This window comes from Micromonospora sonchi (assembly GCF_014646235.1).
Lineage (GTDB): Bacteria > Actinomycetota > Actinomycetes > Mycobacteriales > Micromonosporaceae > Micromonospora > Micromonospora sonchi.
Genome location: NZ_BMNB01000031.1, coordinates 1 through 21836, shown reverse-complemented (window position 1 = coordinate 21836; position 21836 = coordinate 1). Strand labels below are relative to the sequence as shown.

Here is a 21836-nt window from a genome sequence, read left to right as displayed (position 1 = left end):
TTGCTTGTGCCGTTTGTGACGATTGATGTTGGCGCTAACACCCACTCTCCTGCATCGCTTGGCAATGCGTTCCGCCCGCACCGCGATCAAGCTCCGCGCAGCGGTCGCGTCCCGGATCGGCTGCATGACGGAAGCACACCCCCACAGGAGCCCGTTGTGAACTTCGCATCTTCGCCGTCGCGCGGCGGCAGAACCAGGCGCCTGCTCGCCCTGGCGGTGATTCCCCTGATGCTGGCGACCTTCTTCGCCGCCCCGGCCAGGGCGGACAACCCCGTCGTCCAACACGTCTACACCGCCGACCCGGCACCGATGGTGCACAACGGTCGGCTGTACCTCTACACCGGCCGCGACGAGGACGGTTCGACGTACTTCACCATGCGGGAATGGCGGGTCTTCTCGACCACCGACATGTCGAACTGGACCGACCACGGCGTGCCGATGAGCCTGGCCACGTTCAGCTGGGCGGACGCGGACGCCTGGGCCGGGCACGTCATCGAACGCAACGGCCAGTTCTACTGGTACGTGCCGGTGCGTCAGCGGTCGACCGGGGCAAGGGCGATCGGCGTCGGAGTCTCCAACTCCCCGACCGGGCCGTTCCGGGACGCGCTCGGCCGGCCGCTGGTCGGCAATGGCGAGATCGACCCGCACGCCTTCATCGACGACAACGGGCAGGCCTACCTCTACTGGGGCAACCCGAATCTGTGGTACGTCCGGCTGAACCAGGACATGATCTCGTACTCCGGTAGCCCGACGCAGATCCCGCTGACCACCGCGGGCTTCGGCACCCGCACCGGAAACACGAGCCGACCAACCCTGTACGAGGAAGGTCCCTGGATCTACAAGCGCAACGGCACCTACTACAACATCTTCGCGGCGGAGTGCTGCAGCGAGTTCATCGGCTACTCGACCGCGCCCGGGCCGACCGGGCCGTGGACCTACCGAGGAACGGTCATGCCCCGGCAGGGCGCCAGCTTCACCAACCACCCGGGGATCATCGACTACGCCGGTAACTCGTACTTCTTCTACCACAACGGCGCGTTGCCCGGCGGCAGTGGCTACACCCGCTCGGTCGCGGTGGAACGATTCTCCTACAACGCCGACGGGTCGATCCCGACCATGAACATGACCAGCGCCGGCCCGCCCCAGATCGGCACCCTCAACCCGTACGTCACGCAGGAGGCCGAGACCATCAACTGGGCCAACGGCATCGAGACCGAACCGTCCAGCGAGGGCGGGGTGAACGCCGGCTGGATCGAGAACGGCGACTGGATCCGGGTCCGGGGCGTGGCCTTCGGCACCGGTGCCTCGTCGTTCACCGCCCGGGTGGCCTCGGGCTCCAGCGGCGGCAACATCGAGCTGCGCCTGGACAGCGCGACCGGTCCGCTGGTCGGCACCTGCGCGGTGGCCGGCACCGGCGGCTGGCAGAACTGGACGAACACCACCTGCAACGTCAGCGGCGCCACCGGCACCCGCGATCTGTACCTGCGCTTCACCGGCGGCAGCGGCTACCTGTTCAACATCAACAACTGGCGGTTCACCGCCGGCAGCGGCACCAGCGGAAACCTGGTGACCAACGGCAACATGGAGAGCGGCACGACCGGCTGGTCGGTCTTCGGCAGCGGCACGCTGTCCGCCAACACCAGTGTGGTCCGCAGCGGTTCACGGTCGCTGCTGCACACCGGGCGCACCGGTTCGTGGAACGGCCCCAGCCAGGACCTGACGTCGCAGCTGACCAACGGGCGGACGTACACCACGACCCTTTGGGTACGGTCGCAGAGCGGCACCCCCTCGATGCGACCGACGCTGGCGCTGACCGCCAACGGCACCACGAACTACCTCCAGCTGACGCCGTCGGCGACGGTGAACGCGAACGGCTGGACCCAGCTCACCGGCACGGCGACGGTGTCGTGGAGCGGCAGCCTGACCAACGCCCGCTTCTACGTCGAGACGGCGTCGGGCACCGACAGCTTCTACCTCGACGACGTCACCATCCAGTGACCCGTTGACCCGACTGCGGGCCCGGCCGCCGACCGGGCCCGCAGTCGCCCTCAGTCCCGCAGTCGCCCTCAGTCCTGCGTCGCTGCCGGGTTGAACTCAGTCCTGCGTCGCTGCCGTGTCGAGCCGGGCCACCAGCGGCCGGGGCGCCACCGCCCGGTAGCCGTCCTCGATCACCTCGGCGAGCTCGGTCTCGTCGACACCGGTGTCGAGGCGTACGCCGACCCAACCGCGATGCCCGACGTAGGGCGGCCGAAAGTAGACCTCCGGGTTCGCGGCGACCAGCTCGGCGGCCGAGCCCGGCGGCGCGGCGCACCAGAGGTGGGGGAAGTCGTCCTGGTGGTGCCCATCGGGCCAGACCGATGCGAAGCTCCGCTTGCCCCGGACGAACCAGGTCGGGGTGCCGTGGCTCAGGCGCTCGCTGACCTCGGGCAGGCCCAGGCACACCCGGCGGATCGTGGCCACCATGTCCGTCATCGCCTTACCGTACGGCAGCCCCCTGACACGCGCCGGCCCCGCTGCGCCGGTCAGCGGGCGCTCACCGGAAGCCGGCCAGCAGGAAGGCCGCGACGCCGGCCAGGGCCAGCGGCACGGCGGTGGCCAGGGCGAGCGCCCGCTGCCGGTTGGTCCGGCCGGCCAGGGCCACGACCAGGATGCCGAGCGCGGCCTTGAGTAGGGCGTCCCAGAGTGGATCGATCCCGTAGTCCGGGTGACCGATGCGGCGTACCTCCAGGCCCGCCTCGGCGAACAGCACCGCGCCCGGCAGCGCGACGCCCAGCACCGACCGCCGTCCCCGCCCGCGCGCCCACGTGCCAGCGACACCGAAAAGCGCCCCGGCGAGCACGCCGAAGGACATCCAGAGCAGCGACGTCGGCGCCCACAGTACGGACCACTCGTCGCCCTGGATGAGCGCCGCCGCGACGTAGTAGCTGGGCACCGCGACGACGAGTGCGACCGCCGCCCCGACCGCGGCGCGCCACCATCCCGATCGGACCCAGTAGCCGAAGGCGAAGGCCGCGACCGCCCAGACCGCACTCGAGTTGCCCAGGTTGCCCACCGGGTACGGCAGGTACTTGATCCACAAGAAGTCGAGGAAGCCCAGAAGGAAGCCGCCCAGTACCGCGGCGAGTGCCATCCGACGGTCATCGGGTTCAGATCGCATGACGCAGGAGCATACCTAGTATGCATCAGGGTGCGGCCGCCATGGGGAAGAGGGCGACGGCAGCGCGAGGTGCTCAGCGGCGGTCGGGGGAGGAGCGGATCGGCACCCAGCCGATGAACCGGTGGTGCAACGTAGACGGGCGGACCGGGTAGCCCAGTTCGGCGAGCTGTTCGGCCGACTCCTCCTGAAGTGTCGCCAGGTAGATCAGCAGGGAAATCCGGTCCCTGCCGTACTCGGCGAGCAGCTTCACCTTCGCGGCGCCGCACGGCCACGCGTTCCCGCAGGCATGGCAGCGCCAGGTGGGACGTGACGGCAGGTGCGCCCGGCAGCGTCCGCTCACCGGTCACCCCGCGCGCCTCCCGGCCTGCGCGGTCCGCGACGCGCCGGCGGCACCGGCCGCATCCCCGCCGGCATCACGAACAACTCCCGCCGGGCGATCGCATCGCCTGCGGCATTGATCTGGTACGCCTCGATCCAGGTCCAGCCGTGGTACGTGCGACGGTCGGTGCGTTCCCGGATCACCCGGACCGTGATCGGCGTACCGAACTGCGGCGAGGCGGCCCGGGTCAGCAGGTACAGGCCGGGGGTGACCAGCGGCGTCCCGTCCTCCCGCTGCCCCGGAGCCGCCCCGGCGGACCGCGCCGACCGCGCCGACCGCGCCGACCGCGCCGGCGGCGTCCAGCGGGACGCGGGCGCGTTGTTAGCGGTTTTCCGTACGACCACAGCAAGCCTCCTTCGTCGACAAGGGATGACATTCCACGAATCACTTTGCTCGGGGTAGCTGGGCAATCACACAGCGTTCGATATTGTTCTTTCGGGCAGTTGATTTGTTTCGGGAGGAGCGGGGATGAACCATGCATTTGTTGCAGCGCTCGCCGACGCCGGCCACACGGCGGAGAGCCTGGCCGACCAGCTCGGCGTCCATCCCAAAACCGTGGCCCGGTGGGCGAACCCGGGACACATCCCGCAGACCCGGCACCGCGCCACCGTCGCCGAACTCCTCGGGCAGGACACCGAGGCACTTTGGCCGGACGTGATCCGACGCCGGGAGCCAGTCTGGTTCCGGCCCTGGGTGGACATCGAACGCGAGGCCACCACCCTGCGCACCTTCGAGCTGGCCTGGGTGCCCGGCCTGTTGCAGACCGAGCCGTACGCGCAGGCGACGCTGTCGGGCGGGATGCTGACGGCCGACGCGACGGAGGATCTGGTCGCGGCCCGGCTCGACCGGCAGGCGATCCTGCACCGGGAGCGCGGGCCGTTGCTGGTCGCGGTGCTGGACGAGGGCGTCCTGCGGCGACGAGTGGGCGACAGTAGGGAGCTGATGGCGGCCCAGCTCGCGCACCTGCTCGCCTGCGCCGAACTGCCGAGCGTGCAGCTGCACGTCGTGCCGGCCGACGCACCCAGCTACCCCGGCCTGGACGGCCCCTTCGTCATCGCCGACATGCCAGCCGGCACCCGGGTGGCGCATGTGGACGGGCCCGCGCAGGCGCAGATCCTGGACCAGCCCTCCGACCTTGCTAACCTTGAGCGACGATGGGAACGCATCCGTGGCGAGGCGCTTCCCCGGGGCCGGAGCCTGGATCTCCTCAAGGAAGCGACGGCATCATGGAAGTGACTGGCGCGCGATGGCGCAAGAGCACGAAGAGCGGCGGCAATGGCGGCAACTGCGTCGAGGTGGCCGACAATCTGTCCGATGTGGTCGCGGTCCGCGACTCGAAGGATCCGGCCGGTCCGGCGTTGACCTTCGGCCCGGCGGCCTGGCGGGCGTTCGTCACCCGGATCGCCGACCGCGCCTGAGCTCGACGTTCCGGTGACGGGGACCAGGAAGCTTCTCGCTTGCGGCACCGTTGGCGCGCTGCTCTTCATCGTGGTGATCGTGGTCAACGGGGTGATCAAACCCGATTATGACCCGGTCAACGACTTTGTCAGCGAGGGCGCGATCGGCCGTGGCGGGTGGCTCCAGATCGCGAACTTCGTGGTGAGCGGCGGCTTGCTGACGGCTTTCTCATTCGGGCTGCGGCGTACTGTCTCCCGATGGACGGCCTGGTTGACCCGGATCTTCGCGGTGAGCCTGATCGGGGCCGGCGTCTTCGTCTCGGATCCCGTCCCGTCCGACCTGGCGAGCGGGCACGGTGTCGCGCATGACCTCGTATCACTCGTCGTCTTCGTGGCGCTGATCGCCGCCTGCTTCACCGCCGCCCGGTGGCGACCAACCCGGCTCTGGCGCTGGTACTGCCGGTTCACGGGCGTCGCGGTCGGCGTCCTCGTCATCGCGGCCGGCGGGGTCGACCCTGTCGACGGAGGCGCGGGGTTGGTCCAACGCGGCTCGATTCTGATCGGATGGAGTTGGTTGGCCGTGCTCGCGTGGCGGGCGCGGCAGGTGCGGGGCGCGATCGCCACGCACCTGCCGCGACGGACCGGGGCGCTCAGGAGGTGAGCGCGGTGATCAGCCGTTCGGTGTTGGTCCGGAACATGGCGAGCAGATCCAGATCCTTGCCGGGGTAGTTGACGAGCTTGACCTTGGTGACGCCGGGGATCTTCGGGTCCGCGTCCGGCACGTGGGCGTTGATGAAGACCAGGTCGGGCTTCTTGGCGGTCAGGTCGGCCCGTTCGCTCGCGGTGACCGGCTGCGGCCCGTACACGTCCGTGACCTCAATGCCGGCGAGAGAGCTCCAGTAGCCGACGAACAACTCCGACACCGCCGTGGGCGCCGGGTTGGGCAGGGCGGCCTTCGCCTGGGCGGACAGGGCGGTGTACTCGGCGTTGAAGGTACTCAGCCACGCCTTCGCCGCGTCGGAGGTGCCGAACGTGGTGGCCAGCCGGGTCACCTCCGTGGTGATCTTCCCTGGGGTGGCCTCGACGGGGATCACTGTGATGAGTTCGCTGTCGTCGCCGGCGGCCTTGATGAGCCGGGGCGCGAAGCCGTCGGTCTCGGCGTACAGGACGTAGTCGGCGTCGGCAGCGGCCTTGAGATCGCGGGCCTTCGGCTTGTAGTCCGGCGGGTGTTCGACGTCGGCTGGGGCGACGAGGGTGACCTCGCTGGCACCGGCGGCCTTGGCGAGCGCGCCGACCCAGCTGGTCGAGGCGACCACCTTCGGCCCCGGCGCGGTCGGCGCGGAGGAGGTGCTGTCGCCGGCCGGTGCGGAGCGGGTGCCCTCGCCGGTCGGTGCGGGATCGTCAGCGCTGCCACATCCACTGGCGAGCAGAGACAGGGTCACCACCGCGGTCAGTGCGGCGGCCCGGATCAAACGCATGATGCTCCTTCGACATCGACACAGATCGCAGCCGACGCCGGCCGGGGTATCCCGGCGGCGGTCAGGTGCGGTGCAGCAGCGTAGCAACCAGCCGCCGATGAAACTGACCTGAATTCCGAGGTTCAGGCTCCGTCGAGGCCGGCCCACGAGCGCAGGAGCCGGCCGCCGATGGAATCGACCGGGCCGGATCCGGGACCGGTGACGATGCGTTCGACGACCTCGGCGCGGGTGAACCACCGTGCCTCCTGCAACTCCGCGCCGTCCACGGCGATCGTCTCGTCGACGGCCCGGGCATGGAAGCCGACCATCAGGCCGGCGGGGAACGGCCAGCCCTGTGAACCTCGGTAGGTCACCCGGTCTACCGTGACGCCGGCCTCCTCGGCGACCTCACGGCGGACGGCGCCCTCCAGGCCCTCGCCGATCTCGACGAACCCGGCCAGCAACGAGAAACGGTCCGGCCCGGCGCCGTGATGGCGGGCCAGCAGGCAACGCGGCTCCGGGTCGGGACTTTCCACCAGCACGATGACGGCGGGCTCCAGGCGGGGAAAGATCTGCCGGCCGCAGTCCCGACCATCGCAGACGCGCAGGTGGCCGGCGTGGGCGCTGCTGGTGGGCGTACCGCACGAGCCGCAGTACCGGGTGTGCCGGTGCCAGTGCAGCATTCCCCGCGCGTACGCCAATGTAGCGGCGAGCGGACCGGACAGCGTCGCGGCCAGGGCGCGCAGGTCGGTGCTGGTGTCGGCGGCGGCGAGCCGCAGCACCTCCGCCTCCTCGACCTCGCTCAGGTCCACGGCGAAGGTCGCCGCGGTGCCGTCGAGGCCCAGTAGGACGGTCTGGCCGGCGGCGGCCACCACGGCACGACCCGGACCGGCGGTTAGCACGGCCGGTTGCCCGGTGGCCGTCAGCAGCGTGCGGTCGCGCCACATCGGTACGACCCGGGTGTCGTCGTGGCAGAGCTGCGCATCGACCCAGCCCGGATCGGTGCGCAGGCTCGCTGCCCGGTCGTGCGGTGTACCGGTGTACGCCAACCCATCGAACGTCATACCCCGATCGTGCACCACCCACGTGCGGCCGCCTCGGCCGGATCCCGTCGCGCAGAACCCGGGAGCGTATCGGTGATCAACGCCCGACCACCGAGCTGGATGTAGAAAGAGCGACCGGCAATAGGGCGATGTGGCTGAGGCGGGCCGAGGCGGGCAAGGCAGAGGATGGAGCCATGCCGGCGTGGCATGGCCGACGACGACGACGGCGCTGCCAGCCGACGCCAAGGACGTGCCGCAGCACCATCAGTCCTATTGCGTCTCTCTCAGCGACCGGCCGCTGACCTCCGCAGCCAGTTGATCGACTCCGTTCCGTCGGTACGGCGGTGTCCGATCGCTCGGGACACCGCCATCACGGCGAAACGGCGATCGGTGATGATCAAGCGCTCCCCTCGGCCGGTGCCTGCTTGCTACCTCGGGGTCCCCTCCGCCCAGAGGCCCGACTACCCGAGCTGAATGTTAAGAAGGGGCCCTTCCTGTACACGAGGCGTTAAGAAGGGGCCCTTCCTTACCGCTAGTTAGGGGGTGGGTGGGGTGACCGCGATGATCAGGTGGGCCGGCCGGTCGCTGGCGTTGCGGTAGAGGTGGGCCAGGCGTGAGTCGAAGGTGACCGCCTCGTCGGTCGCGAGAGCGTACGACTCGCCGCCGATTTCGGCGACCACCTCGCCGCTGACCACGATGGCGCACTCGGTCGACGGGTGGGCCCAGGGTTCGGCCGAGCTGGCGTCGCCGGGCGCGAGTCGGGCCTGGAGCACCTCCAGGTCCCCCCGGCCGGGGGTGAGCCGCTCGTAGGTGATCTGGCCCGGGGGAGCGGTGAGCAGACTGCGGGCGCCGGCCCGGCTGACGTGCACCGCCGGTGCCTCCGGCTCGGTGAAGAGTTCGGCGATCGAGGTGTCGAAGACCTGGGCGAGCTTGCGCAGGGTGGACAGGCTCGGATCGGTGGCGCCGTTCTCGATCTGGCTGAGCAGGGCGGGTGACACGTCGGCGGCTGTGGCGAGCTGTCGCAGCGTGAAGGTGTGCTGCTGGCGCAGGTCGCGGAGCCGGTCACCGAGCATCTAAACCTCGATCCGATAACAGTGTAGCTAGAAATGTTTGACCAAGCTATACAGCACTGTTTAGGGTGGTCAAACAAGAGGCGGGCAGTGTTCGGTATTGCTAGACATGCCGCGCCGAGGCACGAACCGGACGAACGCGGAGTCCGGCTACATCCAACCCTGAGACGGCTTTCTTGAAAACCCGAGATCCCGTCACCGGCACGTGAGCCTGACCGGTGGTGGTGTCGCAGCGGGATCCGTCAGGCGGACCCGCGACATAGAAGGTAGGAACAGCATGTCGGTGTCCCCCCGCCGGCTCCGCGCCGGAGCGCTCGCTCTGGCGACGCTGGCCATCATCTCCACCACCGCCTGCACCGCGGGTGGCAGCGGTGGGAACGCGAGCGGTGGTGGCGCCACCACCCTCACCGTGAACACCTCGTTCGTGCTCAAGACCCTCGACCCCGGCCGTGTCTACGAGGCGACCGGCCTGACCGCGGTGCACGCCCTCTACGACACCCTGCTCACCTTCGAGGGATCGGACGTCAGCAAGCCGGTCCCCGCGCTGGCCGAGTCGTACGAGGCTTCCGCGGACGCGAAGACGTTCACCTTCAAGCTGCGCTCGGGGGTCACCTTCTCCGACGGCAGCCCGCTCACCGCCGACGACGTGGTCTTCTCGCTCAACCGGCTGAAGAACATCAAGGGCAGCCCGGCGGTCACCGTCAGCGAGCTGAGCGTCAGCAAGACCGACGACAGCACGGTCGTGGTCACCTCCGAAACCGCCAACCCGAACGTCCCGGTGGTGCTCTCGATGCCCTCCACCGCTGTGCTCAACGCCAAGGTGGCCAGGGAGAACGGCGCGAAGGACGGCGAGGACGCCGCGCAGGGCGACAACGCCCAGCAGTACCTCGACACCAATTCCATCGGCAGCGGCCCGTACGTGTTGAAGTCGTACGAGCCGGAGTCCCAGGTGGTGCTGGAGGCCAACCCCAACTACTGGGGTGACAAGCCGCAGTTCGAGCGGGTGGTGCTGCGCAACATGGACGTGCAGACCCAGAAGCTGACCATGCAGCGCGCCGAGGCCGCCGAGATCTCGCTCGACATCTCCGGCAAGCTCCTCGACGGTCTGCCGGAGACCCTGCAGACCTCCGGCGTGCAGGACACCGTCTACTTCCTCTTCCTCAACGCCGACCCGACCGTGTCGGCGGTGGCCTCGAACCCCAAGTTCAACCAGGCGCTGCGCGCCGCCATCGACTACCAGGGCGTCGCCGCGCTGTACGGCCAGGGCGCCGCGCCCGGCGCCGGCCTGGTCGCGCCCGCCTTCCCCGGCACGCTGCCCGAGGGCGAGGCGTCCACCCGCGACGTGGCGAAGGCCAAGGCGCTGCTCGCGGAGGCCAACCTGACCAACCCCACGGTGAAGTTCAACTACCCGGCCATCACCTACAAGGGCGTGGACCTGGGCACCGTGGCCACCAAGGTGCAGGGCGACGTCGCCGAGGCCGGCATCACCCTGGAGCTGAACCCGCAGCCGCTGACCACCTTCCTGGACGAGATGCGCGGCGGGAAGGTCGCGCTGGGCTTCACCCCGCAGAGCCTGAACTACCCGGTCGCCGACTCGCTGATCAACAACATGGCGCCCGGACAGGCCACCGCGCTGCGCTCCGGCTGGACGGTGGAGCGGGCCGACCCGGCGATCGTGGCCGCCGGCGAGAAGGTCATCGAGACCCTCGACCTGGCTGCCCGGGCCACCGCGATGCAGGAGTGGCAGCGACTGATGAACCAGTCCTCCCCGTACGTCGTGCTGGCCAGCAACTCCTCCACCGTGGTGGCGACCGCCGACCTGACCGGCGCGGACTACACCGCCGCGGGCTGGCAGGTGGACGTCGCCGCGGTCGGCCGGAAGTAATCGGCCACCGATGACGACGGTCCACGACGGCGAGCCGGGCGCGGTCAGCACGACCGCGTCCCGGCTTCGGCCGCGCCGGGCACACCCGCTGCTGGTCTTCCTGGCCAAGCGGCTGGCGATCACCGCCGGGCTGCTGCTGGGCGTCACCGTGGTGACGTTCGGGCTGGTCAACGTGGTGCCCGGCGACCCGGTCACGGCCAACCTCTCCGACCAGGCGCTCAACGACCCGGCCACGGTGGCCGCCTTCCGCGAGAAGTGGGGCCTGGACCAGCCGCTCTGGGCGCAGTACCTGCACTATCTGGGCAACCTGCTCCACGGCGACCTGGGCATCTCCCAGCAGACCGGCCGGTCGGTCCTGGACGACCTGGTGCGGTACGTGCCGGCCACCATGGAACTGGCCATCCCCACCATGGTGCTGGCGCTGCTGATCGGCACCGGCATCGGCATGCTCGCGGCGGTGCGCAACGGCCGCTTCACCGACCAGCTGGTCCGGGTGGGTTCCCTGCTCGGCCTCTCCACCCCGCCGTTCTGGCTCTCGCTCGTCGTGCTCTACGTCTTCTTCTACCAGCTCGGCCTGGCCCCCAGCGGCGGGCGGCTCTCCACCGGGTTCAGCCCACCGCCCACCGTCACCGGCATGTACACGGTCGACGCCGCGCTGGCCGGCCAGTGGGACGTCGCCTGGGACGCCGCCCAGCACCTGACCCTGCCGGTGCTGGTGCTGACCTCGCTGACCGTGGCGCTGCTGGTCCGCTTCGTCCGTTCCGCCATGCTGGAGGTGCTCCAACAGGACTACATCCGTGCCGCGTACGCCAAGGGTCTGCCGGCCCGGGTGGTGCTGCGCCGACACCTGCTGCGCGCCGGCCTGGTCCCGGTGGTCACCGTCTCCGGCCTGGCCTTCGCCTCGCTGCTGTCCGGGACGGTGCTGGTGGAGAGCATCTTCGGCTGGCCCGGCCTCGGCCAGTACGCCTACCGCAGCGCCACCGCGCTGGACCTGCCGTCGATCCTCGGCGTCAGCCTCTTCGTGGCCCTGGTCTACACGCTGGTCAACCTGACCGTCGACCTGCTGTACGGGCTCATCGACCCGAGGATCCGGCTGTCATGACGATGATCGCACCCGACCCGGTGGCTCCCGATCCGAAGGTGGAGCGGGCGCTGACCCGACGCCGCTGGCTCGGCCGGCTGCGCGGCGGCCAGACCGGCCGGCCGATCTGGCGCCAGCCGATCGCCGTGGCGGCGCTGGTCATCCTCGGCGGCTGGCTGCTGCTGGCGCTCTTCGCGCCGCTCATCGCCCCCTACGACCCGCTCGCGCAGAGCCCCGAGGCGTACGCTCCGCCGTCGGCGACGCACTGGTTCGGCACCGACTCCCTCGGCCGGGACATCCTCAGCCGGGTGATCCACGGCGCCCGGCTCTCCATCCCGCTGGCCCTGGCCATCGTCTCGCTGGCCCTGCTCGTCGGCGGCCTGCTCGGGCTGATCGCCGGATACCTCGGCCGGTTCGTCGACGAGGCGCTGATGCGCCTGACCGACCTGGTGTTCGCCTTCCCCCAGATCATCCTGGCGATGGCGGTGACCGCCGCGTTCGGCCCGAACACCCGCAACGCCGTGCTGGCCCTGGTCATCGTCTCCTGGCCGGTGTACGCGCGGGTCATCCGCAGCGCGGTGCTGAGCATGCGCGGCGACGACTACCTCAGCGCCGCCCGGCTGCTCGGTGTGGGGCCGGTCCGCGCGCTGCGCCGCGACGTACTGCCCAACAGCATCGGGCCGGCGATCGTGCTGGCCACCCTGGAGCTCGGCAACGCGGTGCTGCTGCTCGCCGCGCTCTCCTTCCTCGGCCTGGGTCCCCGCCCGCCGGCCGCCGAGTGGGGCTCGATGGTGGCTCTCGGCTCCCAGGACCTGTCGATGTGGTGGGTCAGCGTCTTCCCCGGCCTGGCCATCCTCACCGTCGTGATGGCGTTCAACGTGCTCGGCGACGCGCTGCGCGACCGGCTCGACCCCCGCTACGCGAAGGGACGCTGATGGCACCGCTGCTCGACGTCGACTCCCTCGCCGTCACCCTGCCCGGCCCGCGCGGACCGCTGCCGATCCTGCACGACGTGTCGCTCACCGTCGACGAGGGCGAACTGGTCGGCATCGCGGGGGAGAGCGGCTGCGGCAAGAGCCTCACCGCGCAGACCCTGCTCGGCCTGCTCCCGCCCGGCGCGACGGTCACCGGCTCGGCCCGCTTCGCCGGCACCGACCTGCTCGGCCTGGACAACCGTGGCTGGCGGCGGGTCCGGGGCGGGGGCATCGCCATGGTCTTCCAGGACTCCACCGCCGCCCTGCACCCGATGCTCACCATCGGCCGCCAGCTCACCGAACACATGCGGGTGCACCTGCGGATGGACCGCCGGGCCGCGAACCGCCGGGCGGTGGAGCTGCTCGACCAGGTCCGCATCCCCGACCCGGAACGCGCGATGCGCGCCTATCCGCACCAGTTCTCCGGCGGCATGCGGCAGCGGGCGGCCATCGCCATCGCCCTGGCCGCCCGGCCCCGGCTGCTGATCGCCGACGAACCCACCACCGCCCTCGACGTCACCGTGCAGGCCGGCATCCTCGCCCTGCTCGACCGGCTGCGCGCCGAGACCGGCCTGGCCGTCGCGTTCATCACCCACGACCTCGGGGTGCTCAGCGCGTTGACCACCCGTGGCTACATCTTCTACGCCGGACGGGTGGTGGAGACCGGCCCGACCGGCGCGCTGCTCACCGCACCCACCCACCCGTACACCGCCGCGCTGCTCGGCGCCCGACCGCACGGCACCCAGGCCGTCGGCACGCTGCGGCCCATCCCCGGCGGCCCGCCGGCGCCCGGGGAGGCGCCGCCGGGCTGCCCGTTCCAACCCCGCTGCGGGTACGCGCAGCCGTCCTGCGGCACCGCACCGCCGCCCCTGGCTCCGGCCGGCGCGGACCGCTCGGTGGCCTGCGTGGTCCGTCCGCACCTGGAGGTGGCGACCCGATGACGGATCTGCTGCGGATCACGGACGTGGAGGTGGAGTACCGCTTCCGGGGACGCGGGCGGGTACGCGCGGTCGCCGGGGTCAGCCTGGACGTGGCGCCCGGACAGATCGTCGGCCTGGTCGGCGAGTCGGGCTGCGGCAAGTCGTCGCTGGCCCGGGCCGCGGTGGGACTCACCGCGCCGAGCGCCGGTGAGGTCCGCTACGCCGGCCGCCCGGTCACCCCACTGGGCTGGCGTCGTCGACCGGGTGCGGAGATCGGCCTCCAGATGGTCTTCCAGAATCCGTACGCCTCGCTGAACCCCCGGCGCACCATCGGCGCGCAACTGCTCGACGGGGTGGCGGAGACGGTGACCGGCGCGGCCCGCCGGGACCGGGTGGGCGAGCTGCTCGACCGGGTCGGCATGCCGGCCGCCGCCGCCGACCGCTATCCGCACCAGTTCTCCGGCGGGCAGCGGCAGCGGCTGGCCATCGCCCGGGCGCTCGCCCCGCAACCCAAGATGATCATCGCCGACGAGCCGGTCACCGCCCTGGACGCCTCCTCCCAGGCCCAGGTGGTCAACCTGCTGGTCGGGCTGGTCCGGGACCTCGACATGGGGATGCTGTTCATCTCCCACGACCTCGCCCTGGTGCACGAGATCGCCGATGTCACCGCCGTGATGTACCTGGGCCGCATCGTCGAGACCGCGCCCACCCGCGAGCTGTGGCGCGATCCGCGTCACCCGTACACCCGGGCGCTCATCGACGCGGTGCCGCAGATCGGCCCCACCCCTCGGCTGCCCGGCACCCTGGCCGGGGAGGTGCCCGACCCGGCCAACGCCCCCACCGGCTGCCGGTTCCGGCCGCGCTGCCCGCACGCCTTCGCCCCCTGCGGCGACCAGCCGCCCACCCTCCAGCTCGGCGGACGCAGCGCTGCCTGCTGGCTCAACGACCCCACTGTGGCCCCGGCCGCCGTGCCCGCGCACTGAGGACGTCGACATGCACACCGTCACCGAACAGGTCCTGGTCAACCTCGCCCTCTACGACGGCGTCGACGACCACCTCCAGCCCGACCGGGGCGTGTGGATCGGCGCCGACGGGATGATCCGCGCCGTCGGCCCGGTCGACGACGTGCTCGCCGAGGCCGGCGACGTCCGGGTGGTCGACCTCGGCGGCGACGTGGTCATGCCGGGCCTGACCAACATGCACGTGCACCTCTCCCTCGGCCTGCCCGGCCACCTCGGCGACGCGGTGCAGCGCTCCAACCTGGCCGAACTGGTGCTGCTGATGGCCGACTCCGCCCGACGTACCCTGCACGCCGGCGTCACCACCGCCCGGCTGGTCGGCGAGAGCCGCTACGCCGACTTCGCGCTGCGCAAGGGCATCGAGGGCGGGGCCGTGGACGGGCCGCGGATCTTCACCGCTGGGCACGCGCTGTGCTGCACCGGGGGCCACGGCTGGGAGGCCGATGCCCTGGAGGCCGACGGCGCGGACGGGTTCCGGCGGATCACCCGGGAGCAGATCCGCGCCGGCGCCGACCTGATCAAGGTGTGCATCTCCGGCGGCATCGCCGGCCAGTACGAGGCGATCGACACCCCGCAGCTGCTCGACGACGAGATGGCCGCCGTCATCCGGGTCGCCCACGACTGGGGACGCAAGGTCACCGCGCACGCCGGCCCGGCCGACACGGTACGCCGGGCGGTGGAACTCGGCCTGGACTGCGTCGAGCACGGCTACGAGCTGACCGACGAGGTCACCCGGCTGATGGCGGCCAAGGGCGTCTGGTACGTCCCGACCATCGTGGTCAGCCGCTGCGAACAGTTCTTCCGCGACTCCGGGGTGCCGGGCTGGCTGATGGAGCGGGCGCTCGCCGCCGGGCCCCGGCACTGGGAGAGCCTCCAGCACGCCATCCGCAACGGTGTGCCGATCGCGTTGGGCAGTGACATGCCGCCGCACGCCGGCTACGACGAGACCACCGCGACCGTGCGGGAACTGGAGTTCATGGTCGACGCCGGGATGCCCGTGGCGGACGCCCTGAAGGCCGCCACCATCCGGCCCGCCGAATGGCTCGGCCAGTCCGACCGGCTCGGCAGCATCGAGGCCGGCAAGCACGCCGACCTGCTGGTGTTGCGCGACGACCCGACCCGATCGGTCTCCGCGCTGCGCAGCCTGCACCTGGTCATGAAGGGCGGCGTCGTCTACCGCGACGACCATTCGCGCACCCGGGCACCGCGATGACCGGGATCACCGGGGTCGCCGACGACTACCTCGCCGCGCTGGCCGAACTCGACCCGCAGGCCGCCGAGGCGGCCGGGCGTACGCCGGAATCGCAGCTGATGAACCTGTCACCGGAGGGCTTCGACGCCCGCGCCGCGTTGGCCCGGGGCACCGCGACCGCCGTCGCCACGACCACCGCGCACACTCCGGGCGAACGCGCGCTCGCCGGCGCCCTGGCCGACCGGCTGACCAGCGAGGTCGCGCTGCACGACGCCGGCTTCACCACCCGCCTGCTGGCCCCGCTGGCCACCCCGGTGCACCTGGCCCGGCAGGTTTTCGACAACCTGCCCCGGCAGACCCCCGACGACTGGGCGAACATCGCCACCCACCTGCACCGGCTACCCACCACCCTCGACCAGTACGCCGCCACGCTGCGCCGCTCCGCGCAGCGCGGACAACTGGTCGCCCGCCGGCAGGTGCTGGTCGTCGCCGAGCAGTGCGCGAGCTGGAGCGACACGGACTTCTACGGCCGGCTCGTCGCCGGCTGCCCGAGCGGCCCGCTCGCCGCCCGGCTGGCCGAGGGCGCCCGGCTGGCCACCGCCGCCACCGCGAACTTCGCCGCCTTCCTGCGTACCGAACTGGCTCCCGCCGCGTCCGAGGTGGACGGTGTCGGCCGTGAGCTGTACGAGATCACCTCCCGCGCCTTCCTCGGCGCCACCGTCGACCTCGACGAGCTGTACGCCTACGGCTGGGCGGAGCTGGCGCGTACCGCCGCCGAGCTGCGCACCGCGGCGGCCGAGTGCGGGCACCCGGACGTGCCGGCGGCGCGGACGGCGCTGGACGCGGACCCGGCCGGCCGGGTGCCGGTCGGCCCGGCGCTGGAGGAGTGGCTGCGCCGACGGACCGCCCTGCTCACCGACGCCCTCGACGGCACCCACTTCGACATCCCGGCGGCCACCCGGCACGTCGAGTGCCGGATCAGCCCCGCCGCGTCCGGCGTCATGTACTACACCCCACCCGACGCCGCGCTGACCCGGCCCGGTGGGATCTGGTGGTCGGTGCCGCCGGGCGAGTCGACCGTGCCCGTCTGGCGTCACGTCGGGACGTTGTGCCACGAGGGGCTGCCCGGACACCACCTGCAACACGCCATCACCCTCACCCTCACCGACCTGCACCCGTGGCAGCGCACCCTCTGCCACGTGCACGGGTACGCCGAGGGCTGGGCGCACTACGCCGAGCGGCTCGCCGACGAACTCGGCCTCTACGCCGGCCCCGCCGAACGGCTCGGCATGCTCGACGGCCAGATGTGGCGGGCCGCCCGCGTCGTCATCGACCTCGGCCTGCACCTCGACCTGCCGATCCCGGCCGGCAACGGGTTCACCGACGCTGCCCGCTGGACGCCCGCGGTCGCCGTGGACCTGCTCACCCGCGTCGCCGGCCTGGACGCGGCGACCGCCCGCTTCGAGGTCGACCGCTACCTCGGCTGGCCGGCCCAGGCCCTGGCCTTCAAGGTCGGGGCGCGGCTGTGGCAGCAGGCCCGCCGCGACGCCGAACGGCGGGCCGGCGCCGGGTTCGACCGCAAACGGTTCCACCACACCGCGCTGGCGCTCGGGCCGATGGGCCTGGAGCCGCTGCGCGCCCGCCTCGCCGAGACGTTGCGGTCCGGCACCCCCGCCCTCGACCGGAAGTGACCCCGATGAGCATCGACGAACTCACCAGCACCATCGAAGACATGTACCGATCACTCGGCGACCGGCGTGCCTTCGACGCCCACCTGCACCCCGAGTTGACCATCTGGGAGTCCGACGCCGACCAGCTGCTTCACGGTCTGGCCGCGCTGGACGAGCTGCGTGACCGGCGGGCCGCCGGCGCGACGGGCCCGGCCCCGGTGGCCGTGGCGCCGGAGCAGTTGCGCGCCGACGCCTGGGGCGACACCGGCCTGGTCCGGTACGTGCTGCGCGCCCGCCACGGCGACGACCGCCCGGACGTCTGCTTCCGGGTCACCGACGTGCTGCGCCGCGCGGAGAGCGGCTGGCGGATCGTGCACCACCACGCGGAGGCCGTGCGATGAGCGAGCACAGCGAGCAGCCCACCACCGACGTCTACGACCTGCGGGTGGTGGTGGAGCGCATCGAGGGTCGCTCGGTGTGCGGCATGAAGGTGGGCGACCACTTCGACCTGACCGAATCCTGCCGGCTGAGCATCCCGGCCGGCCAGCACTTCTGCGTGTACGCGCTGGCCGCGTGCCTGCCCCTGCTGCCGGCCAAGCAACGGGCCCTGGCCGAGGGGGACTGGATGGCCCGGGACAGCCACGTGGCCTGCCCGGACCCGGACGAGCGGGTGATCATGCGGATCGAGCGCACCGGCCGCCGGCAGATCCCCACCGAGGAGTTGACGTGAACGGAGAACGGCTGGTCGGCATCGGCCTGCAATCGGACAAGTCCGCCGACGAGTACGCCGAGTTGGCCGAGCTCGCCGAGCGGCACGGCTTCGACGTGCTGTCGGTCTTCGGCGACCTGATGTACCAGCCGCCGATCTTCCCGCTGCTGGTGGCGGCCCGGCACACCCGCCGCATCCGCCTCGGCGCGGCCTGCCTCAACCCGTTCACCCTGCACCCGGTCGAGGTCGCCGGCCAGGTAGCCGCCCTCGACCTGGCCTCGCACGGCCGGGCGTACCTCGGGTTGGCCCGGGGCACCTGGCTGCAACAGGTCGGGGTGCCGCAGGCACGGCCGTTGCGGCGCATCGCCGAGACGGTGCAGGTCGTGCGGCGACTGCTCGCCGGTGACGGCGAGGGCTTCCAGGGCCGGGAGTTCAGCATTGAGCCCGGCACCACCCTGCGGTACACCCCGGTACGCCCGGACGTGCCGGTGCTGGTCGGCACCTGGGGGCAGCAGACGGCCCGGGCGGCGGCCGCGTTCGCCAGCGAGGTCAAGGTCGGCGGGTCGGCGAATCCGGCCATGGCCAAGACGATGCGTGCCTGGCTGGACGAGGCGGACGGGCACGGCACCGGCGTGGTGCTGGGCGCGGTCACCGTCGTCGACACCGACGGCGCGCTGGCCCGCCGGATGGCCCGGACCGAGGTGGCCATGTACCTCGCGGTGGTCGCCGCCCTCGACCCCACCGTCGAGGTCGATCCGGAACTGCTCGCCCGGATCCAGGACCACGTCGCCCGCCGTGAGGACGACGCGGCCGGCGCGCTGATCGGCGACGACCTGCTCGACCTGTTCGCCTTCTCCGGCACACCCGAACAGGTCGCCGCGCAGGCCGCCGCCGTGTTCGACGCGGGGGCAAGCCGGGTGGAGTTTGGCACCCCACACGGCCTCACCCCGTACCAGGGGATCGATCTGCTCGGCCAACGGGTGCTGCCGCTACTGCGGGAGTGACCGTACGACGAGCAGAGATCCACCCGGGGGGAGCGTTCTAGGTGTCGGAACGCTCCCCCCGGGCCACTACCGTGGATCGGCGGCGGTTGCCGTGGTCCGGGACGTGCCAGGATGGGGTGTGCCCGAGGAACGCCAGGCGCCGATCGCCTTCGAGACCACCGCTGTCGTCGCCGCGTCGCCGGAGCGGGTGTACCGCCACCTGAGCGACCCGCACAGCTACATCGGACTGTCGCCACTGGTCGTCGCGGTGCGGGACGTGCGGCCCGGCCACGACGCGCAGGGGCAGGAGATCGTCGACTATCTCGCCGTCGAACGGTTCCGGCTGTTCGGTCCGTTGCGCTGGGACAACCCGATCCGGGTACGCCTGACCCCGCACCGGCCCGACCGACTGGTCAGCGACGTACGCAGCCCGGGACGGGTGCGACTGCGCGCGGTGGTGGAGTTGGTCGCCGTGACCGACGGCACCCAGGTGCGGGAGCAGGTCACCGCCTTCGCGCCCGCGCCGCTGCGGCGGTTCGTGGCGGCGCAGGCACGTCAGGTCGCGGCGTACCGGGCGGCCGAACTCACCCGCCGAATGGCCGCTCCCTAGCGGCGCGACGGCCTTCTGGCGGCCCCCAGACCCGCTGCACGGGGTGGCTCAGGCCGTCCGCGCCTCGTACAGCAACCGGAGTTGGCCGATCTCGGCGACGTTCTTCATCAGCTCGGCGTTGACCCAGGCGAGCAGGTGTCCGACCGTGTGCTGCGGGTCGCGCGGCCAGGGGAACGGTGCGACCGCGTCGAGGTCGACGTCGGTGAGCCGGTCCAGCACGGTGAGCCACTCCGCCTGCAACTCGCGCAGCCAGGCGATGGTGGCCTCGCCGTCGCCGGGCCAGTGGACCTCGGTGCGTTCCCGGGGCGGCCGGCCCTGGAGGTGGTCGGTGGCGACACTCCACCACCAGCCGATGTGCCAGGTCAGCCAGGCGACCGTGGGAACCGGCACTGGATCGGGCTCGGTGTCGGCCCAGTCCGGCACCCACCGGCCGGCCGGGTCCGGGCGGACCGTCCAGGAATGCTCGGCGGCCTCCCAGCGAAAGTGTGCCGGCTGCAACCGGTCCAGGTGGTATTCGAACAACGACCAGGTCAGCTCGAACTGCCAGCGCAGCAGCTCACGACGAGTGGCGGACATCGGACGATCATCACCCTCTCGTCAGTTCCGATCAAAGGTTTTGTGGGGCATGCGCAAGTGTCGACGTGTTGTGGTGTGAGGGTTAGGCTCCGAGCCGTACAGCTTTCGATGCGAGGAGTGTCATGTCCCGTCGAACCGGCCGGCCCTCTCATCTGTCGACCTCGCCGGCCCGGCCGGGACGTCCTCCGGCGCGTGCCGTCGCGGTGGGCATCGTGGCGGCGCTGGTCGTGGGCCTCCTCGGCGGCCTGGTCGGCTACGCCGTCGGGCGACCGAGCGCGACCGAGTCCAGCGTCGCGAAGCTGCACGAGGCGGACCTCAGGCGCGACGCGCAGCAGATCGTCGAACTCACCGACATGGCACGCCGGACGGGGGAGGAACTCGGGCCGATCCTCCTTGCCGTCCGGCAGGAACCGGCAGCCGGGCGCGCGCCCGAGGCGGCTCAGGTCGGTCAGTGGCAAGACGTCATGCGCCGGTTGACGGCGCAGTTCGCCGACCCGCCGTCGGGCATGACCGCGACCAACGTCGCCCGCGGCGGGTTGCGCAGCGCGGTGGAACTGGCCGCCGTCGCCGTTGAGACGGTCGCGCTGGCCGTGGCCGCTCCCGCCGACCGGCAACCGGAGCTGCTGACGCTGGCGACGCGACAGGCAGCGCTCGCGGTGACCACGTGGTCGGTGGCCGCGACGCAACTCGACCAGATCAACATCGATGCAGGAAACGGCCACCAGCACGTGCACCTCGACAGCGACGGCGCGGAGGGCGCCCTGACCGCGGACGGGGCGGCGGAAGGCGCCGGCGGCTGACGCGTCATGGCTGACGTCGAGCGGCACGAGCGGCCGAACCGCCCCGGCTGACGTCGAGCGGTGCGCGAGCGGCCGAACCGTCCCGCCACCGGCTCTCGCTGAGGCGACCCGGCCCGGACGTCTGTCCCTCAAGCGCGGGAGTTGGCGCGGCGGGTGGGGCGGCCGGTGGTGGAGTTGGCGCGGGGCCTGTCGCCATCGTCCTGGCCTGCGCGCTCTGCCCGCACGCGGTACCGGACGCTGGCTGCCTGGTCGTGCCTGGGCCGTGCTTTGTCGAGCTGAGGGGGTGTTCCGCCCCGGGTTAGATGGAGACATCGAAACCTGGAGGAACACCGGCAATGCCTGCACCGAAGAAGTACAACGATGAGCTGCGTGAGCGTGCGACCCGGTTGGCGGTCGAGGCTCGTCGGGATCCGGCGTCGGCGGTCGGGGCGATCCGGCGGATCGCTGGGTCGCTCGGGGTTCATCCGGAGGCGTTGCGGACCTGGGTGAAGAAGGCAGAGGTCGACGCCGGTGATCGGCCGGGCACGACCAGCAGCGATGCCGAACGCATCGCCGCCCTGGAACGGGAGAATCGTGAGCTGCGGCGGGCGAACCAGATCCTGCGCTCCGCGGCGACTTTCTTCGCGGCCGAACTGGACCGGCCGTCGCGATGAGGGTCGCGTTCGTCGACTCGCAGAAGGAACAGCACGGTGTCCAGTCGGTCTTGCGGGCGTTGGAAGACACACCGGCGCAGATCGCACCGTCGACCTACTACGCCGTCAAGACCCGTCCGGCATCGGCCCGGTCACCAGGGCTATTGCGTAGTCGGGTTACTCCTGGTTACGGCATCGATGAGTTCTGTAGATCGTCGGTTGGCGCGTCGGGTAGCTCGGGCGATGTTGGGTTCGCCATTGCTGCGGTGGTAGCCGATGGAG

General features: G+C 71.5%; 25 protein-coding genes and 1 pseudogene. 18 read left to right on the top strand and 8 right to left on the bottom strand.

Annotated elements, in window-relative coordinates:
• The first annotated feature begins 228 nt into the window (after positions 1-228).
• Positions 229-1998: a family 43 glycosylhydrolase gene (locus IEY61_RS25235; RefSeq protein WP_189048690.1), complete on the top strand. Its 1770-nt coding sequence runs from the start codon at positions 229-231 to the stop codon at positions 1996-1998.
• 96 nt (positions 1999-2094) lie between these two features.
• Here the strand turns inward: IEY61_RS25235 and IEY61_RS25230 are convergent, their stop codons facing one another.
• From IEY61_RS25230 to IEY61_RS31500, 4 genes are all read right to left on the bottom strand, one after another.
• On the bottom strand, positions 2095-2472 hold the full coding sequence (locus IEY61_RS25230) for an MmcQ/YjbR family DNA-binding protein (protein ID WP_189048614.1): 378 nt from the start codon (positions 2470-2472) through the stop codon (positions 2095-2097).
• Between the two features lie 61 nt (positions 2473-2533).
• The gene (locus IEY61_RS25225) at positions 2534-3157 is read right to left on the bottom strand and encodes a DUF6518 family protein (RefSeq protein WP_189048611.1); all 624 of its coding nucleotides are present in this window, start codon (positions 3155-3157) and stop codon (positions 2534-2536) included.
• Between the two features lie 73 nt (positions 3158-3230).
• The gene (locus IEY61_RS25220) at positions 3231-3497 is read right to left on the bottom strand and encodes a flavin reductase (RefSeq protein WP_189048609.1); all 267 of its coding nucleotides are present in this window, start codon (positions 3495-3497) and stop codon (positions 3231-3233) included.
• Complete coding sequence (locus IEY61_RS31500) at positions 3494-3880, bottom strand: hypothetical protein (RefSeq protein ID WP_229706430.1); 387 nt, start codon at positions 3878-3880, stop codon at positions 3494-3496. The genes IEY61_RS25220 and IEY61_RS31500 overlap by 4 nt, the downstream gene beginning before the upstream one ends.
• A 124-nt stretch (positions 3881-4004) precedes the next feature.
• Here IEY61_RS31500 and IEY61_RS25210 point away from each other — a divergent pair, with 124 nt between their 5' ends.
• From IEY61_RS25210 to IEY61_RS25200, 3 genes are read left to right on the top strand one after another with little or no spacing between them, the layout of a single operon-like run.
• Positions 4005-4772 (top strand): DUF5753 domain-containing protein, encoded by a 768-nt coding sequence (locus tag IEY61_RS25210; RefSeq protein WP_189048607.1) that lies wholly within the window; start codon positions 4005-4007, stop codon positions 4770-4772.
• Complete coding sequence (locus IEY61_RS25205) at positions 4763-4954, top strand: DUF397 domain-containing protein (RefSeq protein WP_189048605.1); 192 nt, start codon at positions 4763-4765, stop codon at positions 4952-4954. Before IEY61_RS25210 ends, IEY61_RS25205 begins: the two co-directional genes overlap by 10 nt.
• A gap of 13 nt (positions 4955-4967) precedes the next feature.
• Positions 4968-5594, top strand: coding sequence for a DUF998 domain-containing protein (locus IEY61_RS25200; RefSeq protein WP_189048603.1), 627 nt, complete (start codon positions 4968-4970; stop codon positions 5592-5594).
• Here the strand turns inward: IEY61_RS25200 and IEY61_RS25195 are convergent.
• From IEY61_RS25195 to IEY61_RS25185, 3 genes are all read right to left on the bottom strand, one after another.
• A complete protein-coding gene (locus IEY61_RS25195) occupies positions 5584-6411 on the bottom strand; it encodes a metal ABC transporter substrate-binding protein (RefSeq protein ID WP_189048601.1) in 828 nt (275 codons plus the stop codon). The two genes, IEY61_RS25200 and IEY61_RS25195, sit on opposite strands and share 11 nt — an antisense overlap.
• Before the next feature lie 122 nt (positions 6412-6533).
• The gene (nudC, locus tag IEY61_RS25190) at positions 6534-7454 is read right to left on the bottom strand and encodes an NAD(+) diphosphatase (protein WP_189048599.1); all 921 of its coding nucleotides are present in this window, start codon (positions 7452-7454) and stop codon (positions 6534-6536) included.
• Between the two features lie 515 nt (positions 7455-7969).
• Entirely contained in the window at positions 7970-8506 is a 537-nt protein-coding gene (locus IEY61_RS25185; protein WP_189048597.1) for a helix-turn-helix domain-containing protein, read from the bottom strand.
• A gap of 274 nt (positions 8507-8780) precedes the next feature.
• Between IEY61_RS25185 and IEY61_RS25180 the strand changes: the two genes are divergently transcribed.
• The 11 genes from IEY61_RS25180 (at position 8781) to IEY61_RS25130 (ending at position 19546) form a co-directional block, all read left to right on the top strand.
• Positions 8781-10388, top strand: coding sequence for an ABC transporter substrate-binding protein (locus tag IEY61_RS25180; protein WP_189048595.1), 1608 nt, complete (start codon positions 8781-8783; stop codon positions 10386-10388).
• 10 nt (positions 10389-10398) lie between these two features.
• Positions 10399-11490, top strand: coding sequence for an ABC transporter permease (locus tag IEY61_RS25175; RefSeq protein WP_189048593.1), 1092 nt, complete (start codon positions 10399-10401; stop codon positions 11488-11490).
• Positions 11487-12404 carry an ABC transporter permease gene (locus IEY61_RS25170; RefSeq protein WP_189048591.1) on the top strand — a complete coding sequence of 306 codons (918 nt, stop codon included), beginning with the start codon at positions 11487-11489 and terminating at the stop codon, positions 12402-12404. Before IEY61_RS25175 ends, IEY61_RS25170 begins: the two co-directional genes overlap by 4 nt.
• Complete coding sequence (locus IEY61_RS25165; RefSeq protein WP_189048589.1) at positions 12404-13384, top strand: ABC transporter ATP-binding protein; 981 nt, start codon at positions 12404-12406, stop codon at positions 13382-13384. Before IEY61_RS25170 ends, IEY61_RS25165 begins: the two co-directional genes overlap by 1 nt.
• On the top strand, positions 13381-14346 hold the full coding sequence (locus IEY61_RS25160; protein ID WP_189048587.1) for an ABC transporter ATP-binding protein: 966 nt from the start codon (positions 13381-13383) through the stop codon (positions 14344-14346). The genes IEY61_RS25165 and IEY61_RS25160 overlap by 4 nt, the downstream gene beginning before the upstream one ends.
• Before the next feature lie 10 nt (positions 14347-14356).
• Positions 14357-15595 (top strand): amidohydrolase family protein, encoded by a 1239-nt coding sequence (locus IEY61_RS25155; RefSeq protein WP_189048585.1) that lies wholly within the window; start codon positions 14357-14359, stop codon positions 15593-15595.
• The gene (locus IEY61_RS25150; protein WP_189048582.1) at positions 15592-17265 is read left to right on the top strand and encodes a DUF885 domain-containing protein; all 1674 of its coding nucleotides are present in this window, start codon (positions 15592-15594) and stop codon (positions 17263-17265) included. The genes IEY61_RS25155 and IEY61_RS25150 overlap by 4 nt, the downstream gene beginning before the upstream one ends.
• 5 nt (positions 17266-17270) lie before the next feature.
• Positions 17271-17645 carry a nuclear transport factor 2 family protein gene (locus IEY61_RS25145; RefSeq protein WP_189048580.1) on the top strand — a complete coding sequence of 125 codons (375 nt, stop codon included), beginning with the start codon at positions 17271-17273 and terminating at the stop codon, positions 17643-17645.
• Complete coding sequence (locus IEY61_RS25140; RefSeq protein ID WP_189048578.1) at positions 17642-17974, top strand: TIGR04076 family protein; 333 nt, start codon at positions 17642-17644, stop codon at positions 17972-17974. Before IEY61_RS25145 ends, IEY61_RS25140 begins: the two co-directional genes overlap by 4 nt.
• A complete protein-coding gene (locus tag IEY61_RS25135) occupies positions 17971-18957 on the top strand; it encodes an LLM class flavin-dependent oxidoreductase (RefSeq protein WP_189048576.1) in 987 nt (328 codons plus the stop codon). The genes IEY61_RS25140 and IEY61_RS25135 overlap by 4 nt, the downstream gene beginning before the upstream one ends.
• Before the next feature lie 118 nt (positions 18958-19075).
• A complete protein-coding gene (locus IEY61_RS25130; RefSeq protein ID WP_229706429.1) occupies positions 19076-19546 on the top strand; it encodes an SRPBCC family protein in 471 nt (156 codons plus the stop codon).
• Positions 19547-19594: 48 nt separating this feature from the next.
• Here IEY61_RS25130 and IEY61_RS25125 read toward each other — a convergent pair whose 3' ends face one another.
• On the bottom strand, positions 19595-20122 hold the full coding sequence (locus tag IEY61_RS25125) for a DinB family protein (RefSeq protein WP_189048573.1): 528 nt from the start codon (positions 20120-20122) through the stop codon (positions 19595-19597).
• A gap of 122 nt (positions 20123-20244) precedes the next feature.
• Here IEY61_RS25125 and IEY61_RS25120 point away from each other — a divergent pair, with 122 nt between their 5' ends.
• The 3 genes and pseudogenes from IEY61_RS25120 to IEY61_RS31495 form a co-directional block, all read left to right on the top strand.
• Entirely contained in the window at positions 20245-20922 is a 678-nt protein-coding gene (locus IEY61_RS25120; protein WP_189048571.1) for a hypothetical protein, read from the top strand.
• A 335-nt stretch (positions 20923-21257) separates the two neighbouring features.
• Positions 21258-21575, top strand: a complete 318-nt coding sequence (locus IEY61_RS25115; RefSeq protein ID WP_189048569.1) for a transposase — start codon at positions 21258-21260, stop codon at positions 21573-21575.
• Positions 21572-21836, top strand: a pseudogene (locus IEY61_RS31495) (hypothetical protein); the annotation flags it as partial. The gene IEY61_RS25115 and the pseudogene IEY61_RS31495, both read left to right, overlap by 4 nt.

Bases quoted from the DNA above. Each gene is read 5' to 3' on its own strand.
- IEY61_RS25235 (WP_189048690.1), top strand. From the start codon at position 229: ATGCTGGCGACCTTCTTCGCCGCCCCGGCCAGGGCGGACAACCCCGTC.
- IEY61_RS25230 (WP_189048614.1), bottom strand. From the start codon at position 2,472: ATGACGGACATGGTGGCCACGATCCGCCGGGTGTGCCTGGGCCTGCCC.
- IEY61_RS25225 (WP_189048611.1), bottom strand. From the start codon at position 3,157: ATGCGATCTGAACCCGATGACCGTCGGATGGCACTCGCCGCGGTACTG.
- IEY61_RS25210 (WP_189048607.1), top strand. From the start codon at position 4,005: ATGAACCATGCATTTGTTGCAGCGCTCGCCGACGCCGGCCACACGGCG.
- IEY61_RS25205 (WP_189048605.1), top strand. From the start codon at position 4,763: ATGGAAGTGACTGGCGCGCGATGGCGCAAGAGCACGAAGAGCGGCGGC.
- IEY61_RS25195 (WP_189048601.1), bottom strand. From the start codon at position 6,411: ATGCGTTTGATCCGGGCCGCCGCACTGACCGCGGTGGTGACCCTGTCT.
- nudC (WP_189048599.1), bottom strand. From the start codon at position 7,454: ATGACGTTCGATGGGTTGGCGTACACCGGTACACCGCACGACCGGGCA.
- IEY61_RS25185 (WP_189048597.1), bottom strand. From the start codon at position 8,506: ATGCTCGGTGACCGGCTCCGCGACCTGCGCCAGCAGCACACCTTCACG.
- IEY61_RS25180 (WP_189048595.1), top strand. From the start codon at position 8,781: ATGTCGGTGTCCCCCCGCCGGCTCCGCGCCGGAGCGCTCGCTCTGGCG.
- IEY61_RS25175 (WP_189048593.1), top strand. From the start codon at position 10,399: ATGACGACGGTCCACGACGGCGAGCCGGGCGCGGTCAGCACGACCGCG.
- IEY61_RS25170 (WP_189048591.1), top strand. From the start codon at position 11,487: ATGACGATGATCGCACCCGACCCGGTGGCTCCCGATCCGAAGGTGGAG.
- IEY61_RS25165 (WP_189048589.1), top strand. From the start codon at position 12,404: ATGGCACCGCTGCTCGACGTCGACTCCCTCGCCGTCACCCTGCCCGGC.
- IEY61_RS25160 (WP_189048587.1), top strand. From the start codon at position 13,381: ATGACGGATCTGCTGCGGATCACGGACGTGGAGGTGGAGTACCGCTTC.
- IEY61_RS25155 (WP_189048585.1), top strand. From the start codon at position 14,357: ATGCACACCGTCACCGAACAGGTCCTGGTCAACCTCGCCCTCTACGAC.
- IEY61_RS25150 (WP_189048582.1), top strand. From the start codon at position 15,592: ATGACCGGGATCACCGGGGTCGCCGACGACTACCTCGCCGCGCTGGCC.
- IEY61_RS25145 (WP_189048580.1), top strand. From the start codon at position 17,271: ATGAGCATCGACGAACTCACCAGCACCATCGAAGACATGTACCGATCA.
- IEY61_RS25140 (WP_189048578.1), top strand. From the start codon at position 17,642: ATGAGCGAGCACAGCGAGCAGCCCACCACCGACGTCTACGACCTGCGG.
- IEY61_RS25125 (WP_189048573.1), bottom strand. From the start codon at position 20,122: ATGTCCGCCACTCGTCGTGAGCTGCTGCGCTGGCAGTTCGAGCTGACC.
- IEY61_RS25120 (WP_189048571.1), top strand. From the start codon at position 20,245: ATGTCCCGTCGAACCGGCCGGCCCTCTCATCTGTCGACCTCGCCGGCC.
- IEY61_RS25115 (WP_189048569.1), top strand. From the start codon at position 21,258: ATGCCTGCACCGAAGAAGTACAACGATGAGCTGCGTGAGCGTGCGACC.